The 23553-nt window shown below is 53.2% G+C and carries 18 protein-coding genes, 7 tRNA genes and 1 pseudogene; 20 read left to right on the top strand and 6 right to left on the bottom strand.

Going from position 1 to position 23553, the window contains the following annotated elements:
• Positions 1-11 precede the first annotated feature (11 nt).
• The 3 genes and pseudogenes from FA91_RS05575 to nagE all read right to left on the bottom strand — a co-directional run.
• Positions 12-1346, bottom strand: a pseudogene (locus tag FA91_RS05575) (OprD family outer membrane porin); the annotation flags it as partial.
• A 287-nt stretch (positions 1347-1633) separates the two neighbouring features.
• Positions 1634-3301 (bottom strand): glutamine--tRNA ligase, encoded by a 1668-nt coding sequence (gene glnS, locus FA91_RS05570; RefSeq protein ID WP_034913365.1) that lies wholly within the window; start codon positions 3299-3301, stop codon positions 1634-1636.
• A gap of 144 nt (positions 3302-3445) precedes the next feature.
• Positions 3446-5389, bottom strand: coding sequence for a PTS N-acetyl glucosamine transporter subunit IIABC (gene nagE, locus FA91_RS05565; protein WP_034913363.1), 1944 nt, complete (start codon positions 5387-5389; stop codon positions 3446-3448).
• A gap of 340 nt (positions 5390-5729) precedes the next feature.
• Between nagE and nagB the strand changes: the two genes are divergently transcribed.
• From nagB to FA91_RS05510, 11 genes are all read left to right on the top strand, one after another.
• Positions 5730-6530 (top strand): glucosamine-6-phosphate deaminase, encoded by an 801-nt coding sequence (gene nagB, locus FA91_RS05560; RefSeq protein ID WP_034913360.1) that lies wholly within the window; start codon positions 5730-5732, stop codon positions 6528-6530.
• A gap of 77 nt (positions 6531-6607) precedes the next feature.
• Complete coding sequence (gene nagA / locus FA91_RS05555) at positions 6608-7756, top strand: N-acetylglucosamine-6-phosphate deacetylase (RefSeq protein WP_034913357.1); 1149 nt, start codon at positions 6608-6610, stop codon at positions 7754-7756.
• Between the two features lie 7 nt (positions 7757-7763).
• On the top strand, positions 7764-8990 hold the full coding sequence (locus FA91_RS05550) for an N-acetylglucosamine repressor (protein ID WP_034913355.1): 1227 nt from the start codon (positions 7764-7766) through the stop codon (positions 8988-8990).
• Between the two features lie 289 nt (positions 8991-9279).
• Positions 9280-10944 carry an asparagine synthase B gene (gene asnB / locus FA91_RS05545; protein ID WP_034913353.1) on the top strand — a complete coding sequence of 555 codons (1665 nt, stop codon included), beginning with the start codon at positions 9280-9282 and terminating at the stop codon, positions 10942-10944.
• Positions 10945-11164: 220 nt separating this feature from the next.
• Positions 11165-11241, top strand: a tRNA-Met gene (locus tag FA91_RS05540).
• Between the two features lie 8 nt (positions 11242-11249).
• Positions 11250-11334 (top strand) — tRNA-Leu (locus FA91_RS05535).
• Positions 11335-11357: 23 nt separating this feature from the next.
• Positions 11358-11432, top strand: a tRNA-Gln gene (locus tag FA91_RS05530).
• Between the two features lie 36 nt (positions 11433-11468).
• A tRNA-Gln gene (locus tag FA91_RS05525) sits at positions 11469-11543 on the top strand.
• Positions 11544-11579: 36 nt separating this feature from the next.
• Positions 11580-11656, top strand: a tRNA-Met gene (locus tag FA91_RS05520).
• 7 nt (positions 11657-11663) lie between these two features.
• Positions 11664-11738 (top strand) — tRNA-Gln (locus FA91_RS05515).
• A gap of 39 nt (positions 11739-11777) precedes the next feature.
• Positions 11778-11852: transfer RNA gene (locus tag FA91_RS05510), tRNA-Gln, on the top strand.
• Positions 11853-11932: 80 nt separating this feature from the next.
• Here FA91_RS05510 and ubiF read toward each other — a convergent pair.
• A complete protein-coding gene (ubiF, locus tag FA91_RS05505; RefSeq protein WP_034913352.1) occupies positions 11933-13111 on the bottom strand; it encodes a 3-demethoxyubiquinol 3-hydroxylase in 1179 nt (392 codons plus the stop codon).
• Positions 13112-13294: 183 nt separating this feature from the next.
• Between ubiF and miaB the strand changes: the two genes are divergently transcribed.
• From miaB to FA91_RS20965, 9 genes are all read left to right on the top strand, one after another.
• Positions 13295-14719: a tRNA (N6-isopentenyl adenosine(37)-C2)-methylthiotransferase MiaB gene (gene miaB, locus FA91_RS05500; protein WP_034919012.1), complete on the top strand. Its 1425-nt coding sequence runs from the start codon at positions 13295-13297 to the stop codon at positions 14717-14719.
• Between the two features lie 211 nt (positions 14720-14930).
• A complete protein-coding gene (locus FA91_RS05495) occupies positions 14931-15992 on the top strand; it encodes a PhoH family protein (protein WP_034913347.1) in 1062 nt (353 codons plus the stop codon).
• A complete protein-coding gene (ybeY, locus tag FA91_RS05490; protein WP_034913343.1) occupies positions 15989-16456 on the top strand; it encodes an rRNA maturation RNase YbeY in 468 nt (155 codons plus the stop codon). Before FA91_RS05495 ends, ybeY begins: the two co-directional genes overlap by 4 nt.
• 83 nt (positions 16457-16539) lie before the next feature.
• Complete coding sequence (gene corC, locus FA91_RS05485) at positions 16540-17418, top strand: CNNM family magnesium/cobalt transport protein CorC (RefSeq protein WP_034913341.1); 879 nt, start codon at positions 16540-16542, stop codon at positions 17416-17418.
• Between the two features lie 7 nt (positions 17419-17425).
• Positions 17426-18958, top strand: a complete 1533-nt coding sequence (lnt, locus tag FA91_RS05480; protein WP_034913339.1) for an apolipoprotein N-acyltransferase — start codon at positions 17426-17428, stop codon at positions 18956-18958.
• A gap of 378 nt (positions 18959-19336) precedes the next feature.
• Entirely contained in the window at positions 19337-20239 is a 903-nt protein-coding gene (locus FA91_RS05475; protein ID WP_034913338.1) for an amino acid ABC transporter substrate-binding protein, read from the top strand.
• 197 nt (positions 20240-20436) lie between these two features.
• Positions 20437-21177: an amino acid ABC transporter permease gene (locus FA91_RS05470; RefSeq protein ID WP_034913337.1), complete on the top strand. Its 741-nt coding sequence runs from the start codon at positions 20437-20439 to the stop codon at positions 21175-21177.
• Positions 21177-21854, top strand: coding sequence for a glutamate/aspartate ABC transporter permease GltK (gltK, locus tag FA91_RS20970; protein ID WP_034913334.1), 678 nt, complete (start codon positions 21177-21179; stop codon positions 21852-21854). The genes FA91_RS05470 and gltK overlap by 1 nt, the downstream gene beginning before the upstream one ends.
• Positions 21855-22580: an amino acid ABC transporter ATP-binding protein gene (locus FA91_RS20965; protein ID WP_034913332.1), complete on the top strand. Its 726-nt coding sequence runs from the start codon at positions 21855-21857 to the stop codon at positions 22578-22580. It begins immediately after the preceding gene.
• A gap of 39 nt (positions 22581-22619) precedes the next feature.
• Here FA91_RS20965 and FA91_RS05455 read toward each other — a convergent pair whose 3' ends face one another.
• Positions 22620-23102 carry a zinc ribbon-containing protein gene (locus FA91_RS05455; protein WP_034913330.1) on the bottom strand — a complete coding sequence of 161 codons (483 nt, stop codon included), beginning with the start codon at positions 23100-23102 and terminating at the stop codon, positions 22620-22622.
• A gap of 163 nt (positions 23103-23265) precedes the next feature.
• A complete protein-coding gene (locus FA91_RS05450) occupies positions 23266-23526 on the bottom strand; it encodes a hypothetical protein (RefSeq protein WP_034913327.1) in 261 nt (86 codons plus the stop codon).
• Positions 23527-23553: the final 27 nt, after the last annotated feature.

Below are 23553 nucleotides of genomic sequence, written 5' to 3'. Positions count from 1 at the left end.
CGGCAGCGATCTTATTTACCTGCACTAAATAGTGTGAAAGGCGCTATCACGATGAACTTAACGTCTTTCTCGTCCTGAAAAATGTTGCCATAACCGCCGCCCCAGTCTGGAAGATCTGAGTGGTTGTCATAGCGTGTGTAGTGCAGTTTGACTAAGGTTCCTTTAATCGGCCCCTGCTGCACGGTATAGAGGAGATCCAAATTCCAGGCAGATTCTTTCAGGCGCCTGTTCTGGTCATATAACGGATTAGACGAGGGTTTCGCATCCCATCCCCAGGCATAAGAGGTGCCGACGGCCCAGCCAGGTAACCGCCAGTTTGTCAGGTCGTACATAACTCCCGCGAAGAGCGCTTTCTCGCCGTTCGCGTTAAAGTCCGAACGCGAATCCCACCACACATCGAGTCGACCGTTTGATGTGGCATAGCCAGGCGTCATTCGCTGTAAAAAGAAGCCCTGATTACCTTCGGCTTTTACCCAGGTTCCTTCCAGCCGGAAATCAAACGGCCCGGCGGTATAGCCCAACGTCACGGCCTGAAGCCAGGCAAGACCGTTATAAACGTCATTAGCGTTTCCGGCACCACCGCTTTCTTTATCTTTAGCGCCATAAAACTGCCAGGTAGTCAGTAACTTGTTTTCAGAGAGCGGGAAAGTCCAGGCAACTTTGGTAAAATACTGATCCATATAATTCGCTGCCTGACCAAATGCGCTTTCAAATACTATTCCGTTTTTAAAATCATATTTAGCGCCCAGTGAATGCAAATAGCTTATTCCGCTTTCTCCATCCGCCTTGCGAAAGTTATACATGTGCTGATACCAGGGCGCCTTATATTTATCACTCCAGAGCCAGGAAAAAGAAAGCGCTCCCACATCGGCAAAATCATAGCTGGCTCCCGTCTCTATGCCGCGATAGGTGCCGGGCAGAAAACTCCAATGGGAAGCAATCAGCGACTGACCGACAGGCTGGATATAACCGCCCCGTAGCCAATATTTATCATGTTTAATTTTCAGCGCCGCTTTATAAAGGCTCAGGCCGTTTTTATCTCCCGTCCACGCTTCGTCCCAGCGAGTATTTGCATCGCTGAAGCCAATTTCGTTTGGGGCAGCCGGCCCCTTATCAGACAGCTCAAGCGCGCCAAAAGCGGCCAGATCGATACCGACAAAATCAGCGGCATAGCCGGAAGAAAAATCGAGGTTAGCGTTAAAAGTGGAGTGATGGAGGTTTTGTTGATATTGTCCGTTTTTATCACTTCCGGGATCGCGATCTTTTCTCTCGCGATGGCGCTGCCAGTAATAAACGCTACCGCTCAGCTCGGATTCGTCCACGAATCCTGTTGCATTAGCCGGTGGAAAATAAAACACACCAATAAATAAGGGAGAAAGTAACGCGCTAAGAAATAGAGCTGACCACTGCATGAGAATTCCCTCTCAAATAAATTATTCCATAATATAAATAGCGATAAAACAACGCCAGTCATCCCGATTATATTATTTTTCGCAGCGCGAATTATCAATGTGTAATTTGACAATAATCACTAAATCTTGACGGCGACCACACTTTTAATGATGTTATGCGTCCTATTACATTAACCAAAAAAAAGCAGCCCGACGGCTGCTTAAATAACTAATCAGGCTAATTATTCGCCTGTTTTGTTCCACGTATCACGCAGGCCTACCGTGCGGTTAAACACCAGTTTTACCGGCGTCGAATAGCGGCTGTCGGCGCAAAAGTATCCTTCCCGCTCAAACTGGTAAGGCGATCCTGCTACGGCTTTACTTAAACCTGGTTCGACAAAACCATCACGGACAACCAGCGACTCCGGGTTGATGGTTGAGAGAAAGTCCTCAGCGGCAGCGGGATTTGGCACGCTGAACAGCCGATCGTAAAGGCGGAACTCGGCAGGCAGCGCATGTTCAGCTGAAACCCAATGAATAACACCCTTAACTTTACGACCGTCAGCAGGATCTTTGCTCAACGTATCGACATCGCAGGTGCAAAACAGGCAGGTGATGTTACCTTCTTCGTCCTTCGCCACGCGTTCAGCTTTGATCACGTAGGCATTGCGCAGGCGAACTTCTTTGCCTGACACCAAACGCTTATAGTGCTTGTTGGCCTCTTCGCGGAAATCGGCGCGATCGATATAAATTTCACGACTGAAGGGGACTTCACGCGTGCCCATCTCCGGTTTATTCGGATGATTGAGCATACTGATGATTTCTTCGTGATTCGATGGCAGGTTTTCAATAACGACCTTCAGCGGATCCAGCACGGCCATGGCACGCGGCGCATTTTCATTCAGATCGTCGCGAATGCAGGATTCAAGCGATGCCATTTCCACAAGGTTATCCTGCTTGGTTACGCCAATACGGCGGCAGAATTCACGAATGGACGAGGCTGTATAGCCACGACGGCGCAGGCCGGAAACGGTCAACATGCGCGGATCGTCCCATCCTTCCACCACTTTTTCCGTGACCAGTAGATTCAGCTTACGCTTGGACATGATCGCATATTCAAGATTCAGGCGTGAAAACTCGTACTGACGCGGATGCGCGGGAATGGTGATGTTGTCCAGCACCCAGTCATACAAACGGCGATTGTCCTGGAACTCCAGGGTGCAAAGTGAATGCGTGATCCCTTCCAGCGCATCGGAAATGCAGTGGGTGAAATCGTACATCGGATAGATGCACCACTTGCTACCGGTTTGATGGTGATCGGCAAATTTAATCCGATAAAGCACCGGATCGCGCATCACCATGAAGCTGGACGCCATATCGATTTTTGCACGCAGGCAGGCGGTACCTTCGGCAAATTCACCGTTGCGCATTTTCTCAAAAAGCGCCAGATTCTCCTCCACGCTACGCTCGCGATAAGGGCTGTTTTGCCCCGGCGAGGTTAACGTGCCGCGATATTCGCGGATCTGTTCAGGCGTCAGTTCATCAACATAGGCCAGACCTTTACCGATCAGCTCCACGGCATAATTAAAAAGCTGATCGAAATAATCTGAAGAGTAGTGAACGTCGCCGTTCCACTCAAAACCCAGCCACTTTACGTCCTGTTTGATTGACTCAACATACTCCAGGTCTTCTTTCACCGGATTGGTATCGTCAAAACGCAGGTTGCATTGCCCCTGATAATCCTGAGCAATGCCAAAATTCAGGCAGATTGATTTAGCATGGCCAATGTGCAGATAGCCGTTAGGCTCAGGCGGGAAGCGGGTATGCACGCTTGCGTGCGTACCGTTCGCCAGATCTTCGTCAATAATCTGACGAATAAAGTTAGTTGGGCGGGCGTCTGCCTCACTCATCTTAATTTCCTCAGGGCGCAATTAGTACGTGAAATAACGGAGTATGATCCACAAAGCCGGGAGCGGAAACAACCGTTAGTTACAGGCTGCGATAAAAAAAGGGCGGGAATCACTTCCCGCCCTGTTGACTGATGCGACAAGAGGTTAACCGTTAATCTCAAAAATACGGCTTTCTCCGGCAACCACTTTGTCGCCCGCCAGCAGCGTAATGCCGCTGAAATCTTCAATATTGCTGACGACAACCGGACTGACCATTGATCGGGCATTGGCGTTCAACCAGGCCAGATCCATTTCCAACACCGGCTGACCTGCGGTGACCTGCGCGCCCTCTTCCACCAGGCGCGAGAAGCCTTTACCAGAAAGCGCAACGGTATCCAGCCCCATGTGCACCACTATCTCAGCGCCGCTGGCCGTTTCCAGACAGAAGGCATGATTGGTAGTGAAAATTTTCACTATCGTCCCGGCAACAGGCGCAACCACGGTATTACCGGTAGGTTGGATAGCCAGACCATCGCCAACGGCCTTGCTGGCGAAAGCTTCATCCGGTACCTGCTCCAGCGCGACAACATCGCCGCTCACCGGCGCAACCAGCGTGGCGACAATACCTTTGGCGGCGTTGGGTATCGCCTGGCGATTTACCGCCTGCGGTGCGGCAACGGAAGCAGCGGCAGATGCTGCGGCAATCGGGCCTTTAGCAATCTGTCTTTTCATCTCTTCGGCAATGGATTCTGCTTTCGCGCCGACGATAACCTGTACGGTCTGCTTGTTAAGTTTCACAATGCCAGACGCGCCAAGGCGCTTACAGGCCGCATCGTTAACCAGCCCGGCATCTTTAACGGAAAGACGCAGACGGGTGATGCAGGCATCAATTACCTTCAGATTGTCAGAGCCGCCTACGGCAGAGATATACTGCTGAGAAAGCTGGCTCATGCCTTCTTCGGTATTGCTGTTAAGATCGCTTTCGCTAACTACAACCTCTTCACGGCCAGGCGTTTTCAGATCGAGCATACGAATCACGGCGGTGAACAGAACAAAGTAGAGTACAAACGCCACCGCGCCCATCACCAGCAGCATCCAGACGTTGTTGCTGGCGGCGGGCAGGTTATACATCAGTGCATAGTCAATGGCGCCGGCAGAGAAAGAGAACCCTGCATGGATACCGAGCAATGTCGCGACGTACAGGCTGATGCCGGTCAGTATGGCGTGGATCAGATACAGCATTGGCGCCAGGAACATAAAGAGGAATTCAAGCGGTTCCGTTACCCCGGTCAGGAAAGCCGTGATGGCCACCGAAAGCAGCATGCCGCCGACCATAGGACGGCGCTCTTTTTGCGCCGCCAGGTACATGGCCAGCGCCGCGCCGGGCAGGCCGAACATCATGATTGGGAAGAAACCGGACATAAACATGCCCGCCGTGCCATCGCCCGCGTAGAAACGGTTGATATCACCGTGGAACACGGCGCCTGCGGCGTTGGTAAATTCACCAATCTGGAACCAGGCGATAGTATTCAGCACCTGATGCAGGCCGGTAGGGATCAGCAGACGGTTAACAAAACCAAAGATACCGGCCCCGAACGCGCCTTCGGAAACGATCCACTGACCACCGGCATGAATAGCGGCCTGAACGGGCGGCCAGACATAGCCCAGGATTGCAGCCAGTACCAGACAGAAAAAGCCCGTCGCAATCGGGACAAAACGTTTGCCGCCGAAGAAGCTGAGGAAGTCAGGCAGTTTGATATCTGACCAGCGGTTATACGTTCCCCCTGCAATCAACCCGGAAATAATACCGGCCAGCACGCCCATATTGATTGCCGGGTTGATGGTCACCATCGCCTTAGTCAGGATGAAATAGCCTACCGCACCCGCGAGGGCCGCTGAACCGGCATTATCTTTAGACCAGGTTGATGCCACGCCGATAGCGAATATCAGCGCGAGGTTATCGAAAATTGCCCCACCGCCCTGCGCGATGAAAGGCATATTAAGTAAGTCGGGTTGACCAAAACGCAGCATGAGCGCCGCAGCCGGTAAAACCGCGATAGGAAGCTGCAATGAGCGACCTAACCGTTGAAAAAATCCAAGTATATTCACCTTTCCCCCTATGAGACCTGTTAAGGCGCACGTGGCCGTTTTGTTTTGTTATCACGGCTGTGTGGTTTTTTATATGACATCAAAAACCCTGAAACGGAGTGTATTGAAAAATTAATTCGCTCCGCAAATTAAAACCGCCGTATATGTGACTTTTATCACCAAAATTGGTGCGAAAGAGACGACATGACTGGCTATCGCTGTAAACTTATTTTATGATCCGAAAAATCAGAACGGATAAGTTCTTCGGAAGTCTTAACCTGAAGCTGTGTTAATTTGACACTATCGCAATCGCCGTTCCATCCTTCTTCCTGTTTTTGTTTCTGTTTAAATGAGGTGCTACATGAGATTGATTCCTCTGGCTACGCCAACACAGGTTGGCAAATGGGCCGCCCGCCATATCGTTAATCGTATCAATGCCTTCAAACCCACCGCTGAACGCCCGTTCGTTCTTGGACTTCCTACTGGCGGAACGCCGCTTGAAGCCTACAAACATCTGATTGAGATGCATAAAGCGGGCCAGGTCAGCTTTAAACACGTTGTAACGTTCAATATGGATGAATATGTCGGCCTGCCGAAAGAGCATCCGGAAAGCTACCACAGCTTTATGTACAGAAATTTCTTCGATCACGTTGATATTCAACCTGAAAACATCAACCTGCTTAACGGTAACGCAGAAGATATTGATGCCGAATGCCGTCAATATGAAGAAAAAATTCGTGCTTATGGCAAAATCCATCTGTTTATGGGCGGCGTGGGCAACGACGGTCATATCGCGTTTAACGAACCAGCCTCTTCACTGGCTTCCCGCACCCGCATCAAAACGCTGACCCACGATACGCGCGTAGCGAACTCTCGCTTCTTTGATGGCGATGTCAATCAGGTGCCGAAATATGCCCTGACCGTCGGCGTCGGCACGCTGCTGGACGCCGAAGAGGTGATGATTCTGGTTATCGGCCACGTGAAAGCGCAGGCGCTTCAGGCTGCCGTTGAAGGCAATGTTAACCACATGTGGACCATCAGCTGCCTGCAACTGCATGCGAAAGCCGTGGTCGTTTGTGACGAGCCTGCCACCATGGAACTGAAGGTGAAAACCGTTAAATACTTCCGTGAAATGGAAGCGGAAAACGTGAAAGATCTGTAAGTTGCCAGCACAGTGTTTAACGGCGTGACGCCAGGACCACAGGCGGTCGTCGCGTCGAAAATTTCCGGGGGGAAACTATGTACGCTTTAACCAATGGCCGTATCTATACCGGCCACGAGATTCTGGATAATCATGCCGTTGTCATTGCAGAGGGTCTGATTGAACGCGTCTGTCCGTTGAACGCACTGCCTGCTGGCGTGAACACGCGTGATGTAAATGGCGCAATCATTGCTCCCGGCTTTATCGATTTGCAGCTCAACGGCTGCGGCGGCGTACAGTTCAATGACGACATCGGCGCGCTAAGCATTGAAACGCTGAGCATCATGCAGAAAGCGAACGAAAAATCAGGCTGCACCAGTTTTTTACCAACGCTTATCACCAGTACCGACGAGATGATGAAGCGTGCAGTTGACGTGATGCGCGCGTGGCTTTCTCAAAATGAGAATAAAGCGCTGGGGCTACACCTGGAAGGCCCGTGGCTGAGCCCGCGTAAACCCGGCACGCACAACCCCGCTTTGATTCGTAAACCCACTCAGGAACTGGTCGATTTTCTCTGCGCCAATGCCGACGTCATTACTAAAATCACCCTCGCGCCTGAGCAGGTTGACAGCCGCTTTATTCGCCAGCTTTCCGACGCCGGTATCATTATTTCCAGTGGTCACAGCCACGCTACCTATGATGAAGCACGCTGCGGCATTGCTGCCGGCATCCGTTTTTCGACGCATCTCTATAACGCCATGCCCACCACTTCTGGTCGTGAACCCGGCCTGATCGGCGCGTTGTTGGATGCGCCAGAGGTGTACTGCGGCATTATCGCTGACGGACTGCATGTTCATTACGCCAATATCCGTAATGCCAAACGCGTTAAAGGCGACAAGTTGATCCTGGTGACAGACGCGACTGCGCCGGCGGGTGCCGCAATTGACAAGTTCATTTTTGCAGGAAAAACAATATACTATCGCGACGGACTGTGCGTGGATGAAAACGGCACGCTGAGCGGTTCTGCATTGACAATGATCGAAGCGGTTGCGAACAGCGTCGAACATGTTGGAATTGCACTCGACGAAGCGTTGCGCATGGCGACGTTTTATCCGGCCAAAGCAATGGGAATCGATAAAACATTGGGTACTGTTGAAGCCGGAAAAGTGGCAAACCTGACGGTTTTCACGCGCGACTATAAAATAATCCAGACTATCGTTAATGGCGATGAAGTCTTAAGTGAGTAGATACTGAATGACCAATGGCGGCCTGGCTCAAATCGGAAATGTCGATCTTGTAAAGCAACTTAACAGCGCGGCCGTCTACCGGTTGATTGACCAGCAGGGGCCCATTTCGCGCATTCAGATTGCCGAGCACAGCCAGCTTGCGCCCGCCAGCGTCACCAAAATCACCCGCCAGCTTATTGAACGCGGATTGATCAAAGAAGTTGATCAGCAGGCCTCCACCGGAGGCCGCCGCGCTATTTCAATTATTACCGAAACACGGGGTTTTCATACCATTGGCGTACGCCTCGGCCGCAATGACGCCACGCTGACGCTTTTCGACCTGAGCGGCAAATCGCTGGCGCAGGAAGACTATCCCCTGCCGGAACGCTCGCAGGAGGATCTGGAACTCGCCCTTTTTAACGCCATTGCCACCTTCAGCGAACTGCACCATCGCAAGCTGCGTGAGCTGATCGCAATTGCGGTGATCCTGCCGGGCCTGGTTGACCCCAATAACGGCGTAATCCGCTATATGCCGCATATCAACGTGAGCTACTGGCCGCTGGTGGCAAGACTCCAGGAGCGCTTTAACGTCACCAGCTTCGTCGGCCACGATATACGCAGCCTGGCGCTGGCGGAGCACTATTTTGGTGCGTCGCGCGATTGCGCAGACTCAATTTTAGTGCGCGTTCATCGCGGCACAGGAGCGGGTATTATCGCCAACGGCCACATTTTTCTCGGCAGCAACGGCAACGTCGGCGAGCTTGGTCATATTCAGGTCGATCCGCTGGGCGAACGCTGTCACTGCGGCAATTTCGGTTGTCTGGAAACCATTGCTGCGAATGGTGCCATAGAGAACCGCGTCCGCAATCTGCTAACGCAGGGCTATCCCAGCTCGCTGACGCTGGAGGATTGCCATATGCCGCAAATTTGTAAAGCGGCCAATCGCGGCGACGCGCTGGCAACCGAGGTCATTGAATTTGTGGGGCGCCATCTGGGCAAAGCGGTGGCGATAGCCATTAACCTGTTCAACCCGCAAAAAGTCGTGATTGCCGGTGAAATCATTGAGGCTGACCGCGTATTGTTGCCCGCCATCGAGGGCTGCATCAATACGCAGGTATTAAAAGCTTTCCGTAAAAATTTGCCGGTCGTGCGCTCCGAAATCGATCACCGCTCTGCGATTGGCGCCTTCGCGCTGGCAAAGCGCGCCATGCTGAACGGTATCCTGCTACAACATCTTCTTGAAGGCCGCCCATAACGCTTTCTCAATGCGCAGCCTGGCCTGCGCATCTCCTTTTTTAATAAACGAATCTTCAGTTCGTCGATTAAATAATGAACAGCTCTCCCTGTTTATTATCGATCCGATAATTTTTCGCGTATAAAAATGAATAATCATCAATAATCCGCGCCACGCAACAGACTTTTTTTCACAGAAAAGCTAAATTGCTTGCATCATGCCTGCGTCTGACGCATTTTCTTATCTATCGGGCGAAATAGGTCGCCATTAAAGAATAATGTTATTCAGGGATGTCGGGAGGAAGTTAGCTATGTGTTCAATTTTTGGCGTGCTGGATCTGAAAAGCGATCCTGTTGAGTTGCGTAAGAAAGCCCTGGAGCTTTCCCGTCTGATGCGTCATCGCGGCCCGGACTGGTCCGGCATCTATGCGGACGATAACGCCATTCTTTCGCACGAACGTCTGTCAATTGTCGACGTTAACAACGGCGCGCAGCCACTGTTTAATGCCGCACGCACGCACGTGCTGGCCGTCAATGGTGAAATCTACAACCACCAGGCGCTGCGCGCTGAACTGGGCGATCGTTATGAATTCCAGACCGGTTCTGACTGCGAAGTGATCCTGGCGTTGTATCAGGAAAAAGGCGTTGATTTCCTTGACGACCTACAGGGAATGTTTGCCTTTGTTCTCTACGACAGCGTGAAAAAGAGCTGGCTGATTGGCCGCGACCACATCGGGATCATTCCGCTTTATATGGGCAATGACGAACACGGTAACCTGTTTGTCGCTTCAGAAATGAAGGCGCTGGTGCCGGTGTGCAAAACCATTAAAGAATTCCCGCCGGGAAGCTATATGTCCAGCACCGACGGCGAAATTCGTCGCTACTGGCAGCGCGACTGGTTCAGCTATGAAGCCGTTGAAAACAACAAAACGGATGCTGTTGCGCTGAAAGACGCGCTGGAAGAGTCGGTTAAAACGCACCTGATGTCCGACGTGCCTTACGGCGTACTGCTGTCAGGCGGTCTGGATTCATCGATTATTTCAGCGATCACCAAAAAGTACGCCGCCAAGCGCGTTGAGGATCAGGACAAGAGCGAAGCCTGGTGGCCGCAGTTGCACTCTTTCGCCGTAGGCCTGGAAGGCTCGCCCGATCTGAAAGCCGCGAAATCCGTGGCGGATCATCTGGGCACCGTACACCATGAAATACACTTTACGGTGCAGGAAGGCCTCGACGCTATTCGCGACGTGATCTATCACATTGAAACCTATGATGTGACCACCATTCGCGCCTCAACGCCGATGTACCTGATGTCGCGTAAAATCAAAGCAATGGGCATTAAAATGGTGCTTTCCGGCGAAGGCGCGGACGAAGTCTTTGGCGGCTATCTCTATTTCCATAAGGCGCCCAACGCGAAGGAATTCCACGAAGAAAACGTCCGCAAGCTGCTCGCGCTGCATATGTTTGATTGCGCTCGCGCCAACAAAGCAATGTCTGCCTGGGGCGTTGAAGCGCGCGTGCCTTTCCTGGACAAAAAGTTCCTCGACGTTGCCATGCGCATCAACCCGCAGGATAAAATGTGCGGGCAAAACGGCAAAATGGAAAAACATATTCTGCGTGAATGCTTCTCCTCTTATTTGCCGGAGAGCGTGGCGTGGCGCCAGAAAGAGCAGTTCTCCGACGGCGTGGGCTACAGCTGGATCGACACGCTAAAAGAGATCGCCGCGAAGCAGGTCAGCGATCAGCAACTGGCAACGGCGCACTTCCGCTTTCCACACAATACGCCGAGCTCAAAAGAGGGCTACGTGTATCGCGAAATCTTCGAAGAGCTGTTCCCGCTGCCCAGCGCGGCAGAATGCGTGCCGGGCGGCCCTTCCGTGGCCTGTTCATCCGCAAAAGCCATTGAATGGGATGAAGCGTTCAAAACCATGGACGATCCGTCAGGACGTGCGGTAGGCGTTCACCAGTCCGCCTATTAATACACGGTAAGACACGATAAATAACGGGCTGATATTCAGCCCGTTATTTTCTGTTATTCCGCTGTCAGCGCGGGAATTTGCTGATTTAATCGGCAGGCTGGTTATAAGCCAGACAAACAACCCGTTTCAGGGCAAAAACGGGAAAAAATTTGTTGACGCTAAAAGACGCAATACGCATAATGCGCCCCGCAACGCCGATGAAGGTTGCGCGAAAAAAGATGGCTACGTAGCTCAGCTGGTTAGAGCACAGCACTCATAATGCTGGGGTCACAGGTTCGATTCCCGTCGTAGCCACCATCTTTTTTGCGGGAGTGGCGAAATTGGTAGACGCACCAGATTTAGGTTCTGGCGCCGCAAGGTGTGCGAGTTCAAGTCTCGCCTCCCGCACCATTTCCAAATCGGTAATGCACGGATGGGGTATCGCCAAGCGGTAAGGCACCGGTTTTTGATACCGGCATTCCCTGGTTCGAATCCAGGTACCCCAGCCAGTTTTTGATGGTCGCTGTACTTTGTGAAACGGACATTGGGATATCGCCAAGCGGTAAGGCACCGGTTTTTGATACCGGCATTCCCTGGTTCGAATCCAGGTATCCCAGCCACGCAAAAGTATGTTAACGTTGTACGCAGTAAAATTTGGCTACTTAGCTCAGCTGGTTAGAGCACAGCACTCATAATGCTGGGGTCACAGGTTCGATTCCCGTAGTAGCCACCAATTTTATTGGGGTGTCGCCAAGCGGTAAGGCACTGGTTTCTGATACCAGCATTCCGGGGTTCGAATCCCTGCACCCCAGCCATAAAAAAGACGACCTGCCTTGCGGGTCGCAACGAAAAATTGGGGTGTCGCCAAGTGGTAAGGCTCTGGTTTCTGATACCAGCATTCCGGGGTTCGAATCCCTGCACCCCAGCCACTTAATAAAAAAGCCCGCTTATGTGGGCTTTTTTTATTGCTGTGCGTCAGCAACGCGGGAGAATGCTTCCCCCGCTTATGCTATAAGCCCAACGCATAGCGCAGCGCCTGGCGCTTCAACACGCCTGAACGCTCAGCAACCATCAGCCCCAGATTGCGCATAATCCGCAACGGCGCCACCTGATTACTGAAGGTAAAGTAAAACAGATCCATCCCGCTTTGCATCAGCAAATTGTCTCTCTGCCGCTGGCGTTGATAACGCAGCAGCGTCGCTTCAGACGCCCAGTTCTCCGCGCGCGCGCGCGACGCCGTCAGCGTCTCAATCAGCGCATCCACATCGCGATAGCCCAGATTCACCCCCTGCCCCGCCAGCGGATTGATGGTATGCGCGGCGTCGCCCACCAGCGCCAGCCCCGGCAATACATAGCGCGTGGCATGGCGTCGCACCAGCGGGAAGGCACCTGCGGTAACGGGCGTCACCTGGCCCAGCCGTGCGGGAAAGTGCGCGTGAATCTCTTTTTCCAGTTGCAGCATGTTCATTGCCTGAAGCTGCCGAATACGCGCTGGTTTGTCATACCACACCAGCGAAGCCCAACCGTCAAAAAGAGGAAGAAAGGCGCGCGGGCCGTCCGGCGTGAACTGTTGCCAGGTGCAATCTCCCGCGTCGCGTCCGCATTTGACGCTAATCAGCATGCAGGATTGCGTATAATTCCAGCCGTGAATGCCAATGCCGGCGAGCTGGCGTACCTGTGAGTTAGCGCCATCGGCGCCCACCACCAGCCGCGCGGAAACCGTTTTACCGCCCTCCAGCCGCAGATGCCATCCGCCGCTGTGCGGCTGCAAATCGCTCAGCCGCGCCGGGGAGAGTATATTTACCTGCTGCCGTTGCAAACGCTCCCACAGCGCGCGCTGTAACACGCTGTTTTCCACCATATAGCCCAGTTCCGGCAGGCCAAGCGATTGTGCATCAAAGTTCACGCGCGCGGAGTGCCACTCCCAGGTTTCCAGCCGGCGGTAAGGCGCGCAGCGCATTTGCTGCACAGCCTGCCACACGTCAAGCTGCTTAAGCAGCCCCACCGATGCGGCGCCGATGGCGGAGATCCTGAGGTCAGGCTGGCTGTCGCAGTCAAACTCTGCCGGTGCCTGCTGTTCAAGCACCAGCACTGTGAAGCCTTGCGCGGTAAGCCCGCTGGCCAGCGCGGCGCCCACCATGCCGCCGCCCACAACGGCGATATCATATTTCGGTATTGAATCTGGCATGATCGTTATCCTGTCCCATGGACGGCCCCTGTCTTTTATACGCTCAGAAGCGGTTCTTTTACGCGTAGTGTAACGGAATTTGCCATACCATTACGCTTTAAAAGGTCGTACGCTGGTCACAACCGCGTCAAAGCATTACAATACGCGCCCTGCACCTTGTTCCGCATGATAAACGGCAATCAGATGACTAAAAAACTGCATATCAAAACCTGGGGCTGCCAGATGAATGAGTATGATTCATCCAAAATGGCTGACCTGTTAAACAGCACCCACGGATTCATCCTGACAGACGCAGCAGAAGAAGCCGACGTTCTGCTGCTCAACACCTGTTCAATCCGTGAAAAGGCCCAGGAAAAGGTATTCCATCAGCTTGGTCGCTGGAGAACACTCAAGGAAAGCAACCCGGATTTAATTATCGGCGTCGGCGGCTGTGTGGCATCGCAGGAAGGCGATCACATCCGCCAGCGCGCCAGCTATGTCGATATCGTTTTCGGCCCGCAAACCCTGCACCGTCTGCCGGAAATGATCAACACCGTCGCCGGTTCAAAAAGCCCGGTAGTGGATATCAGCTTCCCTGAAATCGAAAAGTTCGATCGCCTGCCTGAACCGAAAGCGGACGGCCCGACGGCGTTTGTTTCCATTATGGAAGGCTGTAACAAATACTGTACCTTCTGCGTCGTACCTTATACGCGCGGCGAAGAAGTGAGCCGTCCATGCGACGATATCCTGTTTGAGATAGCCCAGCTGGCGGCGCAGGGCGTGCGTGAAGTGAACCTCCTCGGCCAGAACGTCAATGCCTATCGCGGCGAGACGTTTGAAGGCGAGGTCTGCACGTTTGCCGATCTGCTGCGTCTGGTGGCGGCCATTGACGGTATCGATCGCATTCGCTTCACCACCAGCCATCCTATCGAATTTACCGATGATATTATTGAGGTTTACCGCGACACGCCTGAGCTGGTGAGCTTCCTGCACCTGCCGGTGCAGAGCGGTGCCGATCGTATTCTGACGCTGATGAAGCGCGCGCATACGGCGCTGGAATATAAATCGATCATCCGCAAACTGCTCGCCGCGCGTCCCAACATTCAGATCAGCTCAGATTTCATCATCGGCTTCCCTGGCGAAACCCAGCAGGATTTCGAGCAGACCATGAAACTGATCGGCGATGTCAATTTCGATATGAGCTTCAGCTTTATCTACTCGGCGCGCCCCGGCACGCCGGCGGCAGATCTGCCAGACGACGTGCCTGAAGAAGAGAAAAAGCAGCGTCTGTGGATACTTCAGGAACGTATCAATCAGCAGGCAATGGCCTGGAGCCGACGCATGGTGGGCACCGTTCAGCGCATTTTAGTGGAAGGCACCTCGCGTAAAAACGTGATGGAGCTGTCAGGACGCACCGAAAACAACCGCGTGGTCAACTTTGAAGGCACGCCTGAGATGGTGGGTAAGTTCGTGGATGTGGAGATCGTTGACGTCTATTCAAACTCGCTGCGCGGCGTGGTGGTGAGAAGTGAAGACCAGATGGATCTGCGCAGCATGGAAACGCCTGCATCCGTCATCGCGCGTACGCGCAAAGAAAATGAGCTGGGCGTCGGTACTTTCCAGCCCTGATCGCTAATGAATGCGGCGGGCCTTCCGGGTTCGCTGCATCTATTCACCGCGTTACACTTGCTTTCTGAAAGCAGCGCCCAAATATCTTTTCCTGCGCTTGCGCATTAGCGCACAGCCATAAATAATTCTCCTGTGACATGGCGGTTAACCGCAGCGATGTCCCGATGAAAATGCCATCCTTAACTGGCCCTGAGCGACCCAAAGGATTAGTTTGAATATTGAAACACGAGAAATCACTTTAGAACCTGCCGACAATCGACGTCTGCTCAGCCTGTGCGGCCCCTTCGACGACAATGTGAAACAACTTGAACGTCGTCTGGGCATTGAGATCAACCGTCGCGACAATGTTTTCAAACTGGTCGGCAAGTTGCTAAACGTCAATGCTGCTGCGAACATCCTGCGCGATCTGTACGTCGATACCGCCCCGATTCGCGGTAACGTGCCTGATATCGATCCTGAGCAGATCCATCTCTCAATTAAAGAGAGCCGGGTGCTGGAGCAGTCTGACGACAGCGTGCCGGAGTACGGTAAGGCGGTAAATATCAAGACCCGCCGCGGTGTGATTAAACCGCGCACGCCGAACCAGGCACAGTACGTCGCGAATATCCTCGATCATGATATTGCCTTCGGGGTGGGCCCGGCGGGCACCGGGAAAACCTATCTTGCCGTCGCCGCCGCCGTTGATGCGCTGGAACGTCAGGAAGTTCGTCGTATTCTGCTGACTCGTCCCGCCGTTGAAGCTGGCGAGAAGCTCGGTTTTTTACCGGGCGATCTGAGTCAAAAAGTGGATCCTTACCTGCGTCCGCTGTATGACGCCCTGTTCGAGATGCTGGGTTTCGAGCGCGTTGAAAAACTCATCGAGCGCAACGTGATTGAGGTCGCCCCGCTGGCCTATATGCGCGGCCGCACGCTCAATGACGCTTTTATCATTCTCGATGAGAGCCAGAACACCACCATTGAGCAGATGAAAATGTTTCTGACCCGCATCGGCTTCAACTCAAAGGCGGTGATCACCGGCGACGTCACGCAGATTGACCTGCCACGCAATCAGAAATCGGGCCTGCGTCACGCTATCGAGGTGCTCGCGGAGGTGGAAGAGATCAGCTTTAACTTCTTCCACAGCGAAGACGTGGTACGCCATCCGGTGGTTGCACGCGTGGTTGTCGCCTATGAAGCATGGGAAGCCGCTGAGCAGAAACGCCGAGACGCCCAGGCGGAAGAGCGCAAACGTGAAGCGCTGGCGCTTCAACTGGCCGCGCAGGAGCAGAAATGAGCGTGGTGATCCTGGATCTTCAGCTTGCCTGCGACAGCGCGGAAGGGCTTCCGCCTGAAGCTGATTTTCAACGCTGGCTGGAAGCGGTTCTGCCCCAGTTCCAGGCAGAAAGTGAAGTGACGATTCGCGTGGTTGACGAGGCCGAAAGCCATACGTTGAACCACACCTATCGCGGAAAGGACAAGCCTACCAACGTGCTCTCTTTCCCGTTTGAAGCGCCGCCCGGCATTGAACTGCCGCTGCTCGGCGATCTGATTATTTGTCGTCAGGTGGTAGAGAAAGAAGCCGTTGAACAGGATAAACCCTTGCTGGCGCACTGGGCGCATATGGTCATTCACGGCAGTCTGCACCTGCTGGGCTATGACCATATAGACGATGATGAAGCCGAAGAGATGGAATCGATTGAAACCGAGATAATGCTTGCTCTTGGTTATGACGACCCGTACATTTCGGAGAAAGCGTAATCCTGATTTTATCGTCCCGGCCGTGCCTTTGCCGGTAAGGGACACTTCCCCCTCACAACATGAGTGACAGAAACCAAAACGCCATGAGCGATGACCATTCACAGAATAATGACAGTCCCGGCAGTAAAAAGGGATTTTTCACCCTTATCCTCAATCAGCTTTTTCACGGCGAACCCAAAAACCGTGACGACCTGCTGGAACTCATCCGCGATTCCGAGCAGAACGACCTGATCGATCCCGATACCCGCGATATGCTCGAAGGGGTGATGGATATCGCCGAGCAGCGCGTGCGCGATATCATGATCCCCCGCTCCCAGATGATTACCCTTAAGCGTAACCAGACCTTAGAAGAGTGTCTGGAGGTGATTATTGAGTCGGCACATTCCCGTTTTCCGGTGATCAGCGAAGACAAAGATCACGTTGAAGGCATCCTGATGGCGAAGGATTTGCTGCCTTTTATGAGCAGCGAGTCGGCGCCGTTCAGCATGGAAGAGGTTCTGCGCCCCGCCGTCGTGGTGCCGGAAAGCAAGCGCGTTGACCGCATGCTGAAAGAGTTTCGCTCGCAGCGCTATCACATGGCGATTGTGATTGATGAATTCGGCGGCGTCTCCGGCCTGGTGACGATTGAAGATATTCTGGAGCTGATCGTTGGCGAAATTGAAGATGAATATGACGATGAAGAAGATCGCGATATCCGTCAGCTCAGCCGTCACACCTATACTATCCGCGCCCTGACGCCTATCGAAGATTTCAATGACGTCTTTGAAACCAGCTTCAGCGATGAAGAGGTCGACACCATCGGCGGTCTGGTGATGCAGGCGTTTGGTCACCTCCCTGCGCGCGGCGAAAGCATTGAAATTGACGGCTATCACTTTAAGGTCGCTATGGCCGACAGCCGTCGTATTATTCAGGTTCATGTCAGGATCCCGGAAGACGCACCGCAACCCATAATGGAAGAATAATCGCTCTATGGCTATTGCCTCTTTATATCAGCGCCAGCGCGTTCGCCTTTTGCTGGCGCTGCTGACGGGTGCCGTTGGCACGTGCGCATTTTCACCGTATGATTTTTGGCCCGCAGCAATTGTTTCGCTGTCTGGCCTGCTGGGCCTGACGCTTAACCGCTCGACGCGTCAGGCAAGTGCGATTGGTTTTGTCTGGGGCCTTGGCCTGTTTGGCAGCGGTATTAATTGGGTCTACGTCAGTATCGCAACCTTTGGCGGCATGCCGGGGCCGATCAACGTTTTCCTCGTCATTCTGCTTGCGGCTTACCTGGCGCTTTATCCGCTGCTGTTCACCGCGCTGCTTAATCGCCTGTTTCCCGCCGCCAGCGTTGTGCGGCTGGTGATTGCCGCGCCGGTGCTGTGGCAGGTCACTGAGTTTTTGCGCGGCTGGATATTGACCGGTTTTCCGTGGCTTCAGTTTGGCTACAGCCAGATAAACGGCCCGCTAAAAGGCCTGGCGCCGCTGGTTGGCGTTGAAGGAATTACCTTCCTTCTTTCTGTTATTTGCGGCCTGATGGTTTTCGCCATGGTTAAGCGCCGCTGGGTTGCGGGAATGGCGGCCTTTGCCGTGCTGCTGCTTCCCTGGCCCATGCAGCAAATAAGCTGGTACCAGCCTGAACCGGATCGCGCTGTCGACGTCGCGCTGGTGCAGGGAAACATTCCGCAATCCATGAAGTGGGATCCTCAGCAGTTGATCAACACGCTGAAAACCTACACCTCTCTGAGCCGCCCGCTGGTGGGCAAAACTCCGCTGATCGTCTGGCCGGAATCCGCTATTCCCGATCTGGAAAGCAATCAGCAACCGTTTCTCACCACCATCGATCGTGAGCTGCGCGCCAGCGGAAGCAGTCTGGTAACCGGCATTGTCGATTCGCGCCTGGAAAACAATCGCTATCACGATTACAACTCAATTATCGTACTGGGCGGCGAGCAGCCTTACAGCTACAACAGCCAGAATCGCTATCAAAAGAATCATCTGGTGCCGTTCGGAGAGTTTGTGCCGCTGGAAACCCTACTGCGGCCGCTCGCGCCGTTTTTCGATCTGCCAATGTCTTCCTTCAGCCGGGGCGCCTATGTTCAGCCGCAGTTAAAGGTAGCCGGGATGCGACTCACGGCGGCCATCTGCTATGAAATCGTGCTTGGCCAGCAGGTCAGGGATAACTTCCGCCCCGACACGGACTTTTTGTTAACTATTTCTAACGACGCCTGGTTTGGTCACTCTATCGGGCCATGGCAGCATTTCCAGATGGCCAGAATGCGCGCGCTTGAGCTGGGTCGTCCGCTGTTGCGCGCCACCAATAATGGCGTAACGGCAGTGATTGATGCCAACGGCGATGCGGAGGAGATGATCCCGCAGTTTACCACGCAGGTTTTGACGGCTCAGGTGACGCCAACACGGGGGCTGACGCCGTATGCGCGCTTTGGCAACCTGTCGGTCTGGATAGTGACCGCGCTGTTTGCTGTTATCGCTGCGATCGTCAGCGTAAGAAAACGCCGTTAATCTTTAAACGCTGAATTCATCACGGATTCAGCGTTTTTTCTCTCTTCCAGTCCCTCCTCCCTGTCCTATCTGGCATGACCTTTGCAAAATATTACGGCGAAATCGCTTTAAAACCGCCGTGACGCCCGGTTAACGATACTTTTGCACCATAAAAGCTCACCCGATGCGCCATAAAAGCGCAGCGTGGCAGAAATGCCATTATTTGGTGCGGGGCATCTCGCAAAAAAGAAACTTTCCTGTTTCATATTGTTAACAATCAGCTATGTTATGGCTGTTCAAAGCGCGTTACGGCTTGGGATTTGAAAGAAAGCAGCAGGCAATAAACATAACATCATAATCGGCACGTTTTTTGCGCGCCACACAATGAAGGAGTTAGAGATGAAATTACGGAAACTGGGACTTTGCCTGGCTCTGGCGGGTCTGGCATCCGGTATTGCTCGTGCAGAAGACGCACCGCAGATGTCCACGCTGGATAAAGTTGCCAAAAATGGCGTTATCGTTGTCGGTCATCGCGAGTCATCTGTACCTTTCTCTTACTATGATAACCAGCAAAAAGTCGTTGGCTACTCTCAGGATTATTCAAACGCCATTGTGGCAGCTATCAAAGCCAAACTGAATAAGCCCGACCTTCAGGTAAAAATGCTGCCAATCACCTCGCAAAACCGTATTCCGCTGCTGCAAAACGGCACCTATGATTTTGAATGTGGTTCCACCACCAATAACCTCGAACGTCAGAAACAGGCCGCTTTTTCCGATACCATCTTTGTTATCGGCACGCGCCTGCTGGTGAAAAAAGGCGGCCCGATTAAAGACTTCGCGGACCTGAAAGGGAAAACCGTGGTTGTTACTTCCGGCACCACGTCTGAAATTCTGCTCAACAAGCTGAACGACGAGAAAAAAATGAGCATGCGCATCATCAGTGCGAAGGATCATGGCGACTCCTTCCGCACGCTGGAAAGCGGTCGTGCCGTTGCTTTCATGATGGATGACGCACTGCTGGCCGGTGAACGCGCTAAGGCCAAAAAACCTGACAACTGGGACATTATCGGCACGCCACAATCCAAAGAAGCCTATGGCTGTATGCTGCGCAAAGGCGATGCAGACTTTAAAAAGCTGATGGATGACACCATCGCCAAAGCACAGACTTCCGGCGAAGCGGAAAAATGGTTTGATAAGTGGTTTAAGCAGCCTATTCCACCTAAAAATCTGAACATGGATTTTTCGCTGTCGGATGACATGAAAGCAACGTTCAAAACGCCGAACGACAAAGCGCTTAACTAAATAAAGAAAATAAGGGCGGCTCATGTCGCCTTCTGATTGTTGAATACGGGCCGGACAGACACCCCGACCGCAGGCTGCGCTGACAGCGGCTGACGTTGGGTTTACTGAACGCGGTGGTCGTTCCCCATCGCGTCCGGATACAGGCTCTCACCAATCTTCAGGGTAGCTTCGCTACCCTTTTTTTAACGGAGTACGTTATGTCAATCGATTGGAACTGGGGCATTTTTTTACAACAGGCTCCGTTCGGGAACACCACCTATCTGGGCTGGCTGTGGTCAGGCTTCAAGGTGACGCTTGCCGTCTCTTTTTGCGCCTGGATACTCGCCTTCTGCGTCGGCTCTCTGTTTGGTATTCTGCGCACCGTCCCTAACCGCCTGCTCTCCGGGATCGGCACCTGCTACGTGGAACTGTTTCGTAACGTTCCGCTGATCGTGCAGTTCTTTATCTGGTATCTGGTGATACCTGAACTGCTGCCAGAAGATATTAGCATCTGGTTTAAGTCCGAACTGGATCCTGACATCCAGTTCTTTGTCTGTTCCGTCTGTTGCCTGGGTCTGTTTACCGCTGCCCGCGTCTGCGAGCAGGTTCGCGCCGCTATTCAGTCGCTGCCGCGTGGACAAAAGAACGCCGGCCTGGCCATGGGGCTGACGCTGCCACAAACCTATCGCTATGTGCTGCTGCCGAACGCTTATCGCGTTATCGTGCCGCCGATGACATCAGAAATGCTGAACCTGGTGAAAAACTCCGCTATCGCCTCAACCATTGGTCTGGTTGATATGGCCGCGCAGGCGGGCAAGCTGCTCGACTACTCCGCACACGCTTATGAATCCTTCACTGCCATTACCGTGGCCTATATCGCTATTAATCTGGTGGTGATGTTTTTGATGAGCCTGGTGGAGCGAAAAGTCCGGTTGCCCGGTGGAATGGGAGGTAAATAATGTACGAATTTGACTGGAGCACCATCGCGCCGAACCTGCCCTACCTGATTAACGGCATGATCATCACGTTGAAAATCACCGTGACCGCGGTGATATTTGGCATCGTCTGGGGAACCCTTCTGGCGGTAATGCGCCTGTCGCGCTTTAAGCCGATCAGCTGGTTCGCCCGGCTTTACGTAAACCTGTTCCGCTCGGTGCCGCTGGTCATGGTGCTGCTGTGGTTTTACCTGGTTGTACCCAGCTTTTTACAACAGGTGCTGGGCCTGTCGCCAAAAACCGATATTCGCCTGATTTCCGCTATGGTCGCCTTTTCACTCTTTGAGGCCGCCTACTATTCGGAAATTATCCGTGCCGGGATCATCAGTATTGCTCGCGGACAGGGGAGCGCTGCGCTGGCGCTTGGCATGACGTCGTGGCAATCAATGCAGCTGATCATCCTGCCGCAGGCCTTTCGCGCCATGGTGCCGCTGCTGCTCACGCAGGGTATCGTGCTGTTTCAGGATACCTCACTGGTCTACGTGCTCAGTCTTGCCGACTTCTTCCGTACCGCCGACACCATCGGCATCAACAACGGTACCGAAATCGAAATGGTGCTGTTTGCCGGTGCGGTTTACTTTGTTATCAGCCTTAGCGCTTCACTGTTGGTCAGCTATTTAAAGAAAAAAAGGACAGTTTAAATGATTTCCCTGAAAAACGTTTCTAAGTGGTATGGTCACTTTCAGGTGCTGACCGACTGCTCAACCGAAGTGAAAAAAGGCGAAGTGGTCGTGGTTTGTGGCCCGTCCGGTTCGGGTAAATCCACGCTGATAAAAACGGTGAACGGCCTGGAGCCGATTCAGCAAGGCAGCATTGAAGTGAACGGCATTGCCGTGAACGATAAGCGCACGAATCTGGCCCAGCTACGCTCAAAAGTCGGCATGGTGTTTCAGCATTTCGAGCTGTTTCCTCATCTGTCCATTATTGAGAATCTGACCATTGCCCAGGTCAAAGTACTCAAGCGCAACAAAGAAGCCGCGCGGCAAAAGGGGCTGAAACTGCTGGAGCGCGTTGGACTTTCAGCGCATGCCAACAAGCATCCCGGCCAGCTTTCCGGCGGTCAGCAGCAGCGTGTGGCAATCGCCCGCGCGCTCTGTATGGATCCCATCGCCATGCTGTTCGATGAGCCAACTTCCGCGCTTGACCCGGAGATGATCAACGAAGTGCTGGACGTCATGGTGGAACTGGCCAACGAAGGCATGACCATGATGGTGGTGACGCACGAAATGGGCTTCGCTCGTAAAGTGGCTAACCGGGTGATCTTTATGGATGAAGGGAAAATCGTGGAGGATTCGCCAAAAGATGCGTTCTTTAACGATCCGGCATCCGATCGCGCTAAGGACTTCCTGGCGAAAATCCTGCATTAACGTAGCGCCTGCCGGGCGGATTAGCCCCGCCCGGCAGATTTACGGTTCGAAAGGCTGGCGCTGGAACTGATCGTTCCCGCACTCCGGACAGCGGGTCAGCGTTTCTGCCGTGTAAATTGCCCGTGTGAAGCGGCATTTTTCACAGACCAGATTGCCCAATCCCACCACTTCACCGCTCTGATAGACACCATGATGGTTCAGATCCTGAAAGACTTCACGCCATTCCAGCTGGCTTTTGTCGGTAATATCGGCCAGTTCTTTCCAAACGCTTTCACGAATAACCCGTAAAAAGACGCTGTCGCCAGCATCAACATGACGTTCGGTATAGCTGCGGGCAAACTCTTCCAGATCGCGGCGCACGGCGCGCACGACATCGTCAATCTGACTGTCGGTCAATTCGCCGCGATTGATCATCCGTAGCCTCGCGCTCTCAACCAGTGCATCAATATCATGCTCGCCCTGGTTAATGCGTTCGGTCAGTGATGCAACCAGTTCCTGATAATACTGAGCAACCTTGTTCATTTTTTCTCCTTAACGTACCGGCACGTTAGCGTTTTAATTTTAGCGGTAAAACGACAACTGTGAGGGAAAGCAGCGGAGAAATAACGTTCTGGTGCTAAAAGATGGGATAAAACAGGGCCGCCTGCCCGCGTTGATCGCGGTACGGGCAGGCAGCCTGAACAGATTAGCCGCCGCCAACCGGGTTAGCGCCGTTTCCGCCGCTGCCAATTGAGGAGCCCGCGCCCGCACCGTTTCCACCGCTGCCTATTGAAGAGCCCGCACCTGCGCCGTTAATGGCACTGACCGCATCCGCCATGCTGTCAGCCACACTGTCATTATGGCGAGTGTCAGACTGCGACTGGGATACCGAGTGAACGCTGGCCAACGCCACAGAACTGGTTAACGTCAGTGCGACTGCCAGTAGCGAACGTTTAATTGGATTCATAAAATCTCCCGGCACAGAGGCCATTAG

The sequence above is a fragment of the Erwinia sp. 9145 genome, from assembly GCF_000745075.1.
Classification (GTDB): domain Bacteria; phylum Pseudomonadota; class Gammaproteobacteria; order Enterobacterales; family Enterobacteriaceae; genus Erwinia; species Erwinia oleae.
Note: the sequence above shows the minus strand (reverse complement) of the source record. Positions and strands in the feature narration are given on the sequence as shown.